General features: G+C 71.7%; 12 protein-coding genes. 2 read left to right on the plus strand and 10 right to left on the minus strand.

What is annotated here, in order from left to right; genetic code table 11:
* Positions 1-6 precede the first annotated feature (6 nt).
* Together FB470_RS34030 and FB470_RS34035 are read right to left on the minus strand one after the other, a co-directional pair.
* Complete coding sequence (locus FB470_RS34030) at positions 7-801, minus strand: enoyl-CoA hydratase/isomerase family protein (RefSeq protein ID WP_306998354.1); 795 nt, start codon at positions 799-801, stop codon at positions 7-9.
* A gap of 37 nt (positions 802-838) precedes the next feature.
* Complete coding sequence (locus FB470_RS34035) at positions 839-1,597, minus strand: SDR family NAD(P)-dependent oxidoreductase (RefSeq protein WP_306998356.1); 759 nt, start codon at positions 1,595-1,597, stop codon at positions 839-841.
* A gap of 128 nt (positions 1,598-1,725) precedes the next feature.
* Here FB470_RS34035 and FB470_RS34040 point away from each other — a divergent pair, with 128 nt between their 5' ends.
* Together FB470_RS34040 and FB470_RS34045 are read left to right on the plus strand one after the other, a co-directional pair.
* Positions 1,726-2,835 (plus strand): acyl-CoA dehydrogenase family protein, encoded by a 1,110-nt coding sequence (locus FB470_RS34040; protein ID WP_306998358.1) that lies wholly within the window; start codon positions 1,726-1,728, stop codon positions 2,833-2,835.
* A complete protein-coding gene (locus FB470_RS34045; protein WP_306998360.1) occupies positions 2,832-4,055 on the plus strand; it encodes an acyl-CoA dehydrogenase family protein in 1,224 nt (407 codons plus the stop codon). The genes FB470_RS34040 and FB470_RS34045 overlap by 4 nt, the downstream gene beginning before the upstream one ends.
* 65 nt (positions 4,056-4,120) lie before the next feature.
* Here FB470_RS34045 and FB470_RS34050 read toward each other — a convergent pair whose 3' ends face one another.
* The 8 genes from FB470_RS34050 to FB470_RS34085 all read right to left on the minus strand — a co-directional run bounded on the left by FB470_RS34050 (position 4,121) and on the right by FB470_RS34085 (position 12,613).
* A complete protein-coding gene (locus FB470_RS34050) occupies positions 4,121-5,479 on the minus strand; it encodes an FAD-dependent oxidoreductase (RefSeq protein ID WP_306998362.1) in 1,359 nt (452 codons plus the stop codon).
* On the minus strand, positions 5,476-6,495 hold the full coding sequence (locus FB470_RS34055) for an ABC transporter ATP-binding protein (RefSeq protein ID WP_306998364.1): 1,020 nt from the start codon (positions 6,493-6,495) through the stop codon (positions 5,476-5,478). The genes FB470_RS34050 and FB470_RS34055 overlap by 4 nt, the downstream gene beginning before the upstream one ends.
* Positions 6,492-7,535 (minus strand): ABC transporter ATP-binding protein, encoded by a 1,044-nt coding sequence (locus FB470_RS34060; RefSeq protein WP_306998366.1) that lies wholly within the window; start codon positions 7,533-7,535, stop codon positions 6,492-6,494. Before FB470_RS34060 ends, FB470_RS34055 begins: the two co-directional genes overlap by 4 nt.
* Positions 7,532-8,425, minus strand: coding sequence for an ABC transporter permease (locus FB470_RS34065; protein WP_306998368.1), 894 nt, complete (start codon positions 8,423-8,425; stop codon positions 7,532-7,534). The genes FB470_RS34060 and FB470_RS34065 overlap by 4 nt, the downstream gene beginning before the upstream one ends.
* A gap of 5 nt (positions 8,426-8,430) precedes the next feature.
* Entirely contained in the window at positions 8,431-9,381 is a 951-nt protein-coding gene (locus FB470_RS34070) for an ABC transporter permease (RefSeq protein WP_306998370.1), read from the minus strand.
* 177 nt (positions 9,382-9,558) lie between these two features.
* Positions 9,559-10,437, minus strand: a complete 879-nt coding sequence (locus FB470_RS34075) for an alpha/beta fold hydrolase (protein WP_306998372.1) — start codon at positions 10,435-10,437, stop codon at positions 9,559-9,561.
* Positions 10,438-10,499: 62 nt separating this feature from the next.
* The gene (locus tag FB470_RS34080; protein WP_306998374.1) at positions 10,500-11,360 is read right to left on the minus strand and encodes a TIGR03619 family F420-dependent LLM class oxidoreductase; all 861 of its coding nucleotides are present in this window, start codon (positions 11,358-11,360) and stop codon (positions 10,500-10,502) included.
* Complete coding sequence (locus FB470_RS34085) at positions 11,357-12,613, minus strand: FAS1-like dehydratase domain-containing protein (protein ID WP_306998377.1); 1,257 nt, start codon at positions 12,611-12,613, stop codon at positions 11,357-11,359. The genes FB470_RS34080 and FB470_RS34085 overlap by 4 nt, the downstream gene beginning before the upstream one ends.
* Positions 12,614-12,720: the final 107 nt, after the last annotated feature.

The following is a 12,720-nucleotide window of genomic DNA, read 5'->3' on the forward strand; positions in this document are numbered from 1 at the left end:
CTCGGATCAGGCCCACTCCGGCGGGCGCTTCTCGAAGAAGGCCTTCGGACCCTCCTGGGCGTCCGGGTGGTGATCGCCGTGGGCGCGCAGGACCGGCCAGGCGATCCGCAGCGCGTCGTGCAGCGGACGGTCCAGCGCGTCCCACACCACCTGCCGGCTCGCCGCGATCGCCGCGGGCGACCCCGCCGCGACCGCCCGCGCCAGCTCCAGCGCGCGCTCCTGGAGCTCGGCGGCCGGGACGACCTCCGTCACCAGGCCCATCTCGAGGGCGCGCCGGGCGTCGATCCGCTCCGCGCGCCCGAGCAGCATCATCCGCATCACGGCCTGGTGCGGGACGCGGCGCGAGAGCACGATCGTTTCGACCGCGCTCACCTGGCCCACCGAGACGTGCGGGTCCAGGAACGTGGCGGAATCGGCGGCGATCGTGAAGTCGGTGTCCGCGACGAAGTGCAGCCCGCCGCCCGCGCACACACCGTTGACCGCGCAGATCGACGGCTTGCGGACCTTGTTCTGCAGCGGTGTGAAGCGGTTCTCCCGCTCGAAGATCCCGGTCCGCGCGCGAGAGCGGTCGGCGACCGTGCCGACGTCGGCACCGGAGCAGAACGCCCGCTCCCCCGCCCCGGTGACCACCGCGACCCGCGCGTCCGGGTCGGCGTCGAAGGCGGGCCAGAACTGGGCCAGCTCCTCCAGCATGGCCGGCGAGATGGCGTTCATGCGCTCCGGGCGGTTCAGCCGGACGACGACGACACCTCCCTTGCCGACCTCGACGTCGAGGGTCTCCCAGGGGCCGATCAAGTCCATTGTGTACTCCGATCTGAGGATCCCAGGTGCGCTGCGGTCACAACGACGGGTTGAGCCCGCCGGCCACGGTGAGCGCCTGGCCGCTGATGTTCCGGCTGCCCGCCCCGAGCAGGAACTCCACTGCGTCGGCGACGTCGTCCACTGTGTTGGGCCGCCCGAGGGGGTTGTGCGCCGCCCAGTCCTGCACCCAGGTCCCGTCCGGCCGGTCCACGACGGTCGTCGTCGTGGCGCCGAGCACGATCACGTTCACCGTGATCCCGTGCGGCCCCAGTTGCGTGGCCGCCGACCGGGTCAGCGCCACCAGCCCGGCCTTCGCCGCCGCGTAGTGGGCGCGGTCGGGCGAGCCCGCCCACGATGTCGATCCGATGTTGACGATCCGGCCGCCCCCGGCGTCCACCATGACGCGCGCGGCCTCCTGCAGGCACCGGAACGCCGAGGTCAGGTTGATGTCGAGCGTGCGGGACCACTGGTCGTCGGTGATGTCCAGGAGGGGCTGGTTCAACGGGCCCTTGACCCCACCGGCCACGTTCACCAGAGCGTCGAGCCTGCCCCACCGGGCAACGGCGTTCTCGCGGAGAGCGACCGCGGTGGCCCGCTCCGACACGTCGCCGGCGACGGTGACGACGGTGGCGCCGTCGGCGCACAGCGCCTCCGCCGTGGTGGCGAGCCGGTCGGCCGACCGGTCGTTGAGGACGAGCGCGTGGGTAGCTGCGAGGCGCCGCGCGATCGCCGCCCCCATCGGCCCGCCCGCCGCGGTCACCACGGCTACGGGCCGCTCCGCCGCTCCCTCCGTCACGGCGAAAAGAGTATCATCTTGTGCCACTCTGGAGGTGTTCATCTCCGCCATCCTCTCGCATTTACCCGGCACTTGGCTCTACGATAGTCAGCATCTCACCTATTTAGTATCCTCTATGCGGAGGGAAGATGGAATTCCAACTCACCGCGGAGCAGGTCGGGCTGCAGCAGAGCGTGCGTCGCCTGCTCGCGGCACGGGCCGCACCGCGCAGCGCCTTCACCGAGGAGGCACCGGCGCAGGCGCGAGCGCTGTGGGCGGCGCTGAACGACGTCGGCCTGGGCGCGCTCGGCCTCGACCTCCCGCAGTACGAGCTGACCTCCACCGCGATCGAGCAGATGCTGGTTGCGGAGGAACTCGGCCGGGCCGTCGCGCCCGTCCCGTTCACCGGCGTGGCCGCGGCCACCTCGCTGCTGTCGCGCGGTACCGAACGCGCCGCCGCGCACCTGCTGGAGCAGGTCATCGAAGGCCGGATCACCGTGGCAGCGCTTCCGGCCGCCACCGGCGCCGGGGTCGACGTGAAGGCGGCGGCCGGGGACGAGGGCTGGACGGTCGACGGGGAAGTCGCGATCGTTCCGGGCGGCGCCTGGGCGCAGACCCTGCTGGTCGTCGCGCACACGACGAGCGGCACCCCGGCCGTGCTCGCGGTCGAACTCGACGCACCAGGGGTCACCACGACGCCGTTGCCCGCGATCGACCCGACCGTGGGCCTGGCCCAGGTCGGCTTCTCCCGCACCCCCGGCGTCCCGGTGCTGGTGCGCGACGCGGACGAAGCGATCTCCGCGGCGAGCGCACTGGCCACCCTGCTCGTGGCCGCCGAGTCCACCGGGGTCGCGGAACGAGCGCTGCGGATCGCCGCCGAGTACGCGCTGACCCGCAGGCAGTTCGGTCACCCCATCGGCGCCTTCCAGGCCATCAAGCACAAGTTGGCCGACATGCTCGTCCTGGTCGAGAACGCGCGGTCGGCCTGCTACGGGGCCGCCTGGCAGCTCTCCGCCGGTGCGGAGGCCGACCTCTACGTGGCGATGGCGAAGGCCGTCGCGTCGGAAAGCGCCACGCAGGTCGCGGCCGACGCGCTGCAGATCCACGGCGGCATCGGCTGCACCTTCGAGCACGACATCCACCTCTACCTGCGCCGCGCCAAATCCGGGCAGCTCCTGTACGGCGACACGGCCGAGCACCTCGACGTGATCGCGGCGGCGCTGCTCGACGAGCCCATCCCTGGAGGAGCGACCCGATGACCGAGGTGACCAGCACGTCCGCGCAGAGCACCGGGGAGTTCCGCGCGGAGCTGTCCGCATGGCTCGACGCCAACCTCCCCGAGGGCTGGGGCACCCCCGCGTTCCGGATGCCGAAGGGCGCCGAGCCCCGCCGCGAGTTCATCCGCGACCTCCAACGCCGCATGGCGGCGGACCGCTGGATCGCGATCCACTGGCCCGCCGAGTTCGGCGGCCGTGGCGCGACCATGGACCAGCAGATCGCCTACCACGCCGAGCTCGCCCGGCGCGGCGTGCCGCGCCCGCTCGGGCACATCGGCCTGAACCTGTGCGGGCCGACGATCATCCGGCACGGCACCGACTGGCAGCGAGAGCGCTTCCTGCGGCCGATGCTCGTCGGCGAGGAGATCTGGTGCGAAGGCTTCTCCGAGCCCGGCGCCGGCTCCGACCTGGCCGGGCTGCGCACCCGGGGCCGCATCGAGGGCGACGAAATGGTCATCGAGGGCCAGAAGACCTGGAACACCGGCGGCCACTACGCGCAGTGGATGTTCGCGCTCGTGCGGACCGACCCGGACGCGCCCAAGCACAAGGGCCTGTCGTTCGTCCTCATCCCGATGGACGCGCCCGGGGTGACCGTGCGGCCGATCGAGCGGATCTGCCGCGAGCACGACATCAACGACGTCTTCCTCGACTCGGTGCGAATCCCCCTCACCCACGTCGTGGGGCCGTTGCACGGTGGCTGGGGTGTCACCCGCACCACCCTCAACCACGAGCGCTACACGCAGTTCCTGGCCTCGCAGATCGGGTTCCGCCGGACCCTGGACAAGGTCGTCGACCTCGCCCGCCGCACCAGCCCGCTCGGCAAGCGCCCCGCCGACCGTCCCGAGGTGCGCAGCGCGCTGGCCCGCAAGTGGATCGCCAGCGAGCTCATCCGGTTGCACGGCCTGCGCAACATCGCCAGCGTGCAGTCCTCGGGCGAGCCCGGGCCGGAAGGCGCGATCATGAAGGCGTTCGGGCAGGAGCAGGAGAAGCAGCTCCACGAGCTCGCGATGGACCTCTCGGGAGCGGCCGGCCTGCTCGACCGCGGCTCCGGCCTCGCGCCCGACCGCGGCAAGTGGGTGTTCGGCTACCTGCGCTCGCGGGCGTCGACGATCGCCGGCGGGACCAGCGAGATCCAGCGCAACGTCATCGCCGAACGGGTACTGGGCATGCCGCGCGACCCCTGGCTGGCCCAGGGGAGCTGACCCGGACGACGAAGGGCTCGGAGCCGGCCGGCTCCGAGCCCTTCGTCGTGGACGCGCTGTGCCGGTCAGCCGTGCGACGAGGCGGCGGTCGCCGCCGCCCTGAGCCCGAACACGGCACCGAGGGACAGGCCGCCGGCGTAGCCCCCGTCGTAGACGCCGGCGCCGTCGGCGCCCGCCGCGAGCAAACCCGGGACCGGCTGTCGGTTCTCGCCGAGTACCCGCGCTTCGGTGTCGATGCGCACGCCGCCGTGGGTGAAGGTGATCGCCGGCTGGCACTCGCTCGCGAAGAACGGGGGTTCGGCGATGGGGCGCCGGTTCTTCCGCCGGGCGGGGGCCAGCGCCTCCGGATCGCCGGCCAGCCCGGCGTTGAACTCCGCCACCGACCGGACGACGCCCTCGGCGTCGTACCCCCACGCCGCGATCTTCTGGGCCAGCTCGCCGATCGTGTCCGCGTAGGCTACGTGGGCGCCCTCCCGCTCCGCCTCGCGCGGCAGGTCGATCGCCTCGACGCCCTTGAGCGGCGTGGTGGTGGCGTTGGTCCGCCGGGTCAGCTCGTCCGCCACGATCACCGCCCGGGCCCCCGGTAACCGCACGAGCGCCTGGGAATTGCGGTAGTGGCCCAGCGACTCGTCGGTGAACCGCCGGCCGTCGCGGCCGAGCATGATTCCCCACACGCTGTAGAAGGACTGCGCCAGCCGCAGGAAATCGCCCGGCACCAACGGTTTCGACAACGGGTACGCCATGACGTGCCCGTAGAAACCAGACATGCCCGCAGAGAGCGCGCCGCCCGCCGACCGGCCCAGCCGCAGCCCCGCGCCGTCGCTGCACGGGTTGGAGCGCACCAGCATGTCCGCCGCCTGCTCTCCGATGAACTCACGGCGCAGTTCGGGATCGCCCTGGAAACCGCCCGTGGCGAGCACCGTCCACGGCGCCCGGACGCGGGTCCGGCCGTCCCGGTCCGCGACGACCCCTCCGGTGACCGCGCCGTCCTCGATCACCAGCCGCTCCACCTCGGCTTCGAGCAGGACGGCCCCGCCCGCCTTCTCCACGAGGCGGCGGGCGGCGTTGACGTAGCCGAGGATGTCGACCAGGTGCCCGATCCCGCCCATGTTGGACGACCGCCGTTCCTCGGACATCTCGACACCGAGCGAGGCGATCCAGGCGATGGCGTCGGCGTGCCCGTCGACGAGCACCCGGCCCAGCTCCGGGTCCCCGTCCGGGTTGCCGGCACGCAGCACCTCGTAGGACTCGGGCCGCCACACGAAGCCGCCGGACAGCAGCGCGGAGCCGCCGACGTGGTCGGCCTTCTCCACCACGACGACGCGCATGCCCTTGGCGGCGGCGGCCCCGGCGGCGGTCAGGCCCGCGATCCCCGCACCGACGACCAGCAGGTCGCACGCGTACTCCTCGATCACCTCGGTCATCCGGCCCTCCGCTGGTTCGACTGCAGGAGAACGCCGTGTGACGGACCCGGCGCCTCCTCACTGGAAAGGTGGCAGGCCACCCGGTGGTCACCCGCCGCGAGAGCGGGATTCGACGTCTCGCACACGGCCATCGCCGCCGGGCAGCGGTTGCGGTAGGCGCAGCCGCTCCCGATCTGCGCCTCCTGAAGCCGTTCGCCCTTGACCAGGGTGTCGGCCTCGCCGTCCCGTGGTCCGAAGTCCGGACGCGGCACCGCGGCGAGCAGTGCCTTGGTATACGGGTGACGAGGCGAGTCGAACACCTCGCGCGTTGGGCCGCTCTCGACGACCTGACCCGCGTACATGACCGCCACCCGGTGGGCGAAGTGCTCGACCACCGACAGATCGTGCGAGATGAACAGGTAGGACACGCCCGTCTCCGCCTGCAGGCCGACGAGCAGGTTGAGGATCTGGCCCCGGATGGACAGGTCGAGCGCGGCGACCGGCTCGTCACACACGATCAGCGACGGGTTCGTGGAGATCGCGCGGGCGATGGCCACCCGCTGGAGCTGCCCGCCGGAGAGCTCGCGCGGGAGGCGCTCGCCGAACTCGGGGTCCAGGCCGACCCGGACGAGGAGTTCCGCCGCCCGGCCCTGGCGCTGCGCCGCGGTGGTGCCGCCGTGCACGAGCAAGGGCTCCACAATGGAGTCGGCGATCGTCATCGTCGGGTCGAGCGAGGAGAACGGGTCCTGGAAGACCATCTGCATCCGGGGGCGCATCCGGCGCAGGTCCCGCCGGGACAGCCCGCGCAGGTCGATGTCCTCGAACAGCACGGTGCCCCGGTCCGGCTCCATCAGACGGAGAACGAGCCGGCCGACGGTCGACTTGCCCGCACCGGACTCCCCGACGACGGCGACGGTCTCCCCCTTGCCGACCGTGAAGTCGACCCCGCGCACGGCGTGCACGGTTTGCCGCCGTCCGAACCGGCCGCTCGTGTAGGTCTTCGTGAGGTCGGTGGCGGTCAGCACGGTCTCGCTCATGCGACTCCCTCCAGGCTGAGCTCCCGGGCCCGGAGACAGCGGACCCGGTGGGGAACGGGGCTGTCGGGCCCCGCGGGCTCGATCACGTCCAGCGGGACCGGTGCCGTGTCGCAACGGCCCGCCTGCGCATGCGGGCACCGGCTGGAGAAGTGGCACCCGGTGGGCCAATGCCCGGCCTTGGGGACCGTGCCCGGGATCGAGCCGAACCTGCGGGCCTCCTCACCACTCCGCGGGATCGAGGAGATCAACCCGTGCGTGTAGGGGTGGCGCGGCCGGCGGAAGAGCTGCTCGGTGGGGCCCTCCTCGACGATCTGCCCGGCGTACATCACCGCCGTGCGGTGGCAGATCTCGGCGACCACGCCGAGGTCGTGGGTGATGAACAAGACACCCAGGTTCATCTCGCGCTGGATCCGGTCCAGCAGTCTGAGCACCTGCTTCTGGACGGTGACGTCCAGTGCGGTGGTGGGCTCGTCGGCGATCAGCAGCTTCGGCGAGCACGCGAGCGCGATGGCGATCATCACGCGCTGGCACATCCCCCCGCTGAGCTGGTGGGGGTACGCGCGAGCGCGCTCGCGCGCCCGCGGGATCTCGACGAGTTCGAGCAGCTCGACGGCGCGGGCGTGCGCCTGTGACCGGCTCATGCCGCGGTGCACGCGCAGCGGTTCGGCGATCTGGTCGCCGATCGTGAAGGCGGGGTTGAGGCAACGCAGCGCGTCCTGGAAGATCATCGAAAGCTCGGCGCCCCGCAGCCCCCGGACCTGCTTGCGCTCCATCCTCAGCAGATCCCGCCCCTCGAACTCGATGGAACCGCCCGACACCTCGAGGGAACGTGGCAGGAGGCCCATCGCGGCCAGCGAGCTCACGGTCTTGCCCGAGCCGGACTCGCCGACGAGGCCGACCATCTCGCCGGCGCGCACGGTGAAGCTGACGGAGTCGAGGATCGGGACCAGGGTGCGCCCCCGGCGGACCCCGACCGAGAGGTCGCGGACGGCCAGCAGCGCCGTCGTGGTGCCGGCGGCCGGCTCCTGGATCACGGTCATGACCGCCGGCCTCCCGAGACGATGGCGTCCCGCAGACCGTCGCCGAGGGACGAGAACAGGAACACGATCACCGCGATGACGATGCACGGCGGGAAGATCGGGAACGCGAGCTCCCGGATGTGGGTGAAGGCGTCGCGGGCCATCGTGCCGAGGCTGACCGCCGGCGGCTGGGCGCCCAGTCCCAGGAAGCTCAGGCTCGCCTCGGCGATGATCGCCAGGCCGATCGAGAACGTCACCTGGACCAGGATCGGCGCCACCGCGTTGGCGAAGACGTGCCGGCCGAGGATCCGCGGCGTGGTGCAGCCGATGGACCGCGCGGCCTCGACGAAGCTGTCCTTCGACACCGAAGCGGCGACGCCGCGGGTGACGCGGTAGAACCGCGGCGCCAGCGTGACGCCGACCGCCAGCATCGCCGGGACGACACCGCCGCCGTAGGCGCCCACGATGGCCAGGGCGAGGATCAGCGGGGGCAGGCTGAGCAACGTGTCGGACACCGTGTTGCTGATCGCGCCGAACGCGCCGCCCCGGTAGCCGGCGAGCAATCCGGCGGGCACTCCCAGTACGACGGCCGTGCCCACCGCGAGCAACCCGGCGAGCAGGCTCAGCCGGGTGCCCGCGAACACCAGCGTCAGGATGTCGCGGCCCAGGCTGTCGGTTCCCAGCAGATGACCTCCGCCGGGCGTCTGGAGCCGGTTCATCAGATCCTGCTGATTCTCCCCGTACGGGGTCAGCAGCGGCCCGAGGACCGCGGCCAGTACCAGCACGACGAGGAGCACCAGCACCACGCGGGTACGGCGTTCGGAGAGCAGCATCCGGGCGGTGCGGAACCGCCGGCGCCTGCGGGGCGGCGGGGCCTCCGTGGCCGGCACCGGATCGATCGTGGCGGTCATCGCGGTCAGCCCTTTCGTAGACGCGGGTCGAAGTAGCCGTAGGTCAGATCGACCAGGAGGTTCGTGGCGAGCACGGCGAGGGCGCTGAAGAGCACGAGCGCCTGCACCACCGGGAAGTCGCTGGCCAGCACGGAATTCACCGCGAGCGCCCCGATCCCGGGCATCGCGAACACGATCTCGACCACGACGGTGCCCCCGATGACGCGGGTGACCTGCAGGCCGAGCACGGTCACCGCCGGGATGGCCGCGTTCTTGATCGCGTGCTTGCCGATGACCCGGGTCGTGGTGAGACCCTTGGCGTTCGCGGTGCGGATGTAGCTCTGGTCCAGCACGTCGATGAGCGATCCGCGGATCTGCCGGGCGATCTCGGCAATCGGGTTGACGGCGATCGCCAGCGCCGGCAGGAACAGGTAGCTCAGCCACACGGCGAACCCCTGGGACAGGGGCTGGTAGCCGACCGCGGGGAACAACTTGTACGCGACGGCCAGGATCGTCACGAGCAGCGGCCCGATGACGAAGGGCGGCAGCGCCAGCGACAGCGAGGTGAGTCCCGTCAGCACGTGGTCCACCCAGCTGCCGCGGCGCACAGCAGCGGCCACGCCCAGCGGCACGGCGATGACCACCGCGATCACCAGCGCGACGACCGTGAGCGAGAGCGTCACCGGCAGCGCCTGCAGGATCAGCTCCATCGCACCACGGCCGGGCTGGAGCACGACGGAGTTCCCGAACGATCCGGTCACTATGTCGCCGAGGTAGGCGAAGTACCGCACGACCACGTTGCGGTCCAGCCCGAGCGCGACCCTGGTGGCCTCGATCTGGTCCGGCGTCGCGAAGTCGCCCGCGATCACCCGGGCCGGGTCGCCGGGGACCAGCTCGAGCAGCAGGAACGACACGAGCGTGACGAGCAGGATGATCGGCACCATCCCGACCACCCGCCACGCGACAAATCGGATCATCGCGACACTCCCGTCCGGCAGCCTCGCCGGTCAGGGTCGCGACCCTTCGTCATCGGCAGCACCGTTGCTCCTCCCGTGAAACCACCCTGTTTCCGGAATGAGTGTCCTCTATTAGCGGGGTTCAAGCAAGAGACACCACCGGATCGTCACCAACCGTGACCCCGCTCCCCGATCGGGTCAGACACACCGGGGCCGGGGCGCCGAGTGCTCCCAGTCCGCGAGCAACGTGCGGATCGCCGTGATCAGCGAGAGGGGCTGGTCGAGCATCGGGTGGTGACCGGCAAGCGGCAGCTCGACCACCGGCGCCGCACGCCCCAGCAGCTCGTACATCTGGGCGCCGATCTCGGGCGTGACCAGGCCGCGCTCGGCACGCAGCAGCGCGACCCGCGACACGACCCTGCCGAGCATCTCCGGCCGAGGGCGCGGCTGGGCGAAGATCGCGGGATCGAACTTCCAGGTCCAGCCCCGGCCGGTGTCCCGGAGCGAGCAGGCCGCGACGTGCCGCATCACGAACGGCAGATTGCCCTCCTGCTCCGGCACGGTATGGAACCGGGCGAGCGCGCCTTCGCGGTCCGCATAGGTCCGCAGCGGACCGAAGGCCCGCCTGCTCGCGGCCGCGACCTCCTCGGGACTTCGCTCGCGCACGGGCGAATCGATCACGATGACTCCGGCGACCGTCCCGTCGTGCTCGGCGCCGACCGTCAGCGCGACCCAGCCACCCATGCTGTGGCCGACGACGACCGGGCGCGGCGCCATCCGCGCGGCCTCCACCGCGTCCACGACCTCGCGTGCCCAGCACGAGAGTTCGTAGGCGGGGCGCCGGCCGCTGTCGCCGTGCCCGGACAGGTCGACCGCGATGATGCGGTACTCCGTCCCCAGCATCGGCGCGATGTGGTCCCACCACCGGGAATGCGCCGCCCCGCCGTGGACGAGGACGACGCCGGGCGCGTCCTCGGGTCCCCAGGCGCGCACCGCGATGCGGGCGCCCCCGGATTCCACCTCGTAGGTCGAGCACGGGGTCGCGAGCGCGTCCCGGAACCACTCGGGCGTTTCCACGGGGTCACCTCCGGTTCGGCGAATATCCGACAAAGAGTATCCCCAGTTGATTCGTGCCCGTGTCAGCCACCGAGAGCCACGTGCGCGGCGTAGGCACGCAGATCCTCCTCGGCGGTCCGCGACGAGCGCCAGGGCGCTACGATCACCCGGTCGACCCCGGCCAGGGCGTAGGCGTCCAGATCCCCGGGGCCGGGATCCCGGGCGAGCACCGTGATCGTGAACGGCTCGCCGGCCCGTCCACCGCGTGCCCGCAGCTCCCGGAGTTGCTCGACCCGTGCTCTGGCCGACACCGGATCGTGGCCCATCCCCAGCCAGCCGTCGCCGTGCTCGGCGGCGCGCGCGAGAGCCCGACGCGATTCGCCCCCGACGAGGATCGGTATCGGTCGCACCGGCTTGGGCTCGAAGCCCACCGCCTCGAAGGGGAAGAAGGGACCGTCGGACCCGACGGCCTCGTCGGTCCACAACCGGCGGACCACGCCGATCGCCTCGTCGAGCAGGCGGCCGCGAGCGGCGGGGTCGACGCCGACGGCCTCGAATTCGCTGCGCAGCCACCCCGCGCCGACGCCGGCGAGCGCCCGGCCCCGCGACACCTGGTCGAGGGTGGCGAATCCGCGCGCGCTCACGAACGGGTGCCGCAGCCCGAGCAGGTAGACGAGCGTCCCCAGCTTGACCCGGCTGGTCCGGCCGGCGAGGAAGGACAGGTAGCTCGGCGGGTCGAACAGCGGTGTCGTCCGGGCGAGCTTGTCCTCCGCCCGGGCGCCCGCCAGCTGTCCGTCGAGCCGGTAGGGGATCGCCAGGTGGTCCGACATCCAGACCGACTCGAAGCCGAGCGCCTCGGCGAGGACGGCCACCCCCTCCCAGGCCGCCGGGTTCAGCCGGCCCAGCGTGATGCCCAGCTGAACGGGCGGCGGGGCCGAGGTCACGGACGCTCGCGGTCAGCCGCGCGGCCGCGCTCGCGCTGGGCTCGCGCGACGCTCTCCGGCACCGCCGGCGGCACGGGCAGTTCCGGCTGGGGCTGCTCGCGTGTCGGCAGGAGCACCGTGGCCTCCCCCATCGTGGTCTCCACCTCGTCCTGGTTGACGACCGACAGCGCGATCTTCACCACGCCCGGCCGCGGCTTCTCGACGACCGTCCCCTGGACGGTGGACAGATCACCGATGTAGTTGAACCGGCGCAGCTCCAGCCGCAGGCTCGACAGCCAGCCGTCGTCCCCCATCCAGTCGGTCAGCAGGTGAGCCAGCCACATCTGCCGCGTCTGGCCGTAGTCGTAGGGCCGCTGGGCGCCGATCGAACGGGCCCATGCTTCGTCCCAGTGGACCCGCTGCACCACGTCCCAGGCGCCGTAGGCATTGCGGGTGTAGAAAGCCGGCATCTCCTGCCGGCGCTTGGCCGCCAGGCGCAGGGGGCCCCAGCCGTAGTCGCCGCCCGTGCCGAGGCCGATGTGGAAACAGACGACGTCGCTGAGCGTCAACGGCCCCTTGTGCAGCGGGCCGACGACATCGCCCACGGCGACGTCCTCCCACCACCGCGGATCGGCGCCGCGCGGCTTCTCCGCCAGCACCTTCGCCGTGATCTCCTCGATCTGCTCGGCGTCGTAGGACGGCGGCTGGATCACGCCTTCCCGGTTGGCCTTGCGCGAGGACTCGCGCTCCGTGTGGACGTACCAGCTGAGCCGGACCGCGTAGACCTCGCGGGTCTCCCGGTTCTGGTAGGTGTGCTCGTTGTAGCTGATGACGCTCTTGCCGCCACCGAACCGCGACACCTTCTCCTGGACGTCGACCAGGCGGACCGTCTCGGCGATCCGGTCACCGGGCCGGATCGGCCGGTAGAACTGGATCTCCGTGCCGGAGTTGAAGAGGTGGACCCCGGCCAGGGCGCCCTTGGAGCGCGCTCGCACGTCGGCGGGCAGCGGTCCCACCTCGTCCTCGCCCATGGTGAGCAGGTAGAGCGGGGGCGCGATCATACCGCCCCACCGTGTGGAATCGCCGTAGGACGGGTCGTTGTACAAGGGGTTGTCGTCACCGTAGGCCCAGGCGAAGTGCCTGATGGTGTCGGCGTGCGCCTCCAGGTTGTGCGGCGGCTTCGGCCGCCCGTAGGGCACGTCGAGCTTGCTCCGGAACCTCTCGATGGCCTCATCGGTGATCCGGCCGAAGGACTCGGACTTCGTCGTTGTCACAGGCAACCTCGCAATGTCGAATTCTCGCCCTTAAAGAGTATCCTTTATAGCGGCCACGGGGGAAGGGGCACTCTTCGCGGGGTCATACCCCTGGGAGACCTCTGGAA

The organism is Amycolatopsis thermophila (genome assembly GCF_030814215.1).
Lineage (GTDB): Bacteria > Actinomycetota > Actinomycetes > Mycobacteriales > Pseudonocardiaceae > Amycolatopsis_E > Amycolatopsis_E thermophila.

Bases quoted from the DNA above. Each gene is read 5' to 3' on its own strand.
- FB470_RS34030 (WP_306998354.1), bottom strand. From the start codon at position 801: ATGGACTTGATCGGCCCCTGGGAGACCCTCGACGTCGAGGTCGGCAAG.
- FB470_RS34040 (WP_306998358.1), top strand. From the start codon at position 1,726: ATGGAATTCCAACTCACCGCGGAGCAGGTCGGGCTGCAGCAGAGCGTG.
- FB470_RS34045 (WP_306998360.1), top strand. From the start codon at position 2,832: ATGACCGAGGTGACCAGCACGTCCGCGCAGAGCACCGGGGAGTTCCGC.
- FB470_RS34050 (WP_306998362.1), bottom strand. From the start codon at position 5,479: ATGACCGAGGTGATCGAGGAGTACGCGTGCGACCTGCTGGTCGTCGGT.
- FB470_RS34055 (WP_306998364.1), bottom strand. From the start codon at position 6,495: ATGAGCGAGACCGTGCTGACCGCCACCGACCTCACGAAGACCTACACG.
- FB470_RS34060 (WP_306998366.1), bottom strand. From the start codon at position 7,535: ATGACCGTGATCCAGGAGCCGGCCGCCGGCACCACGACGGCGCTGCTG.
- FB470_RS34065 (WP_306998368.1), bottom strand. From the start codon at position 8,425: ATGACCGCCACGATCGATCCGGTGCCGGCCACGGAGGCCCCGCCGCCC.
- FB470_RS34070 (WP_306998370.1), bottom strand. From the start codon at position 9,381: ATGATCCGATTTGTCGCGTGGCGGGTGGTCGGGATGGTGCCGATCATC.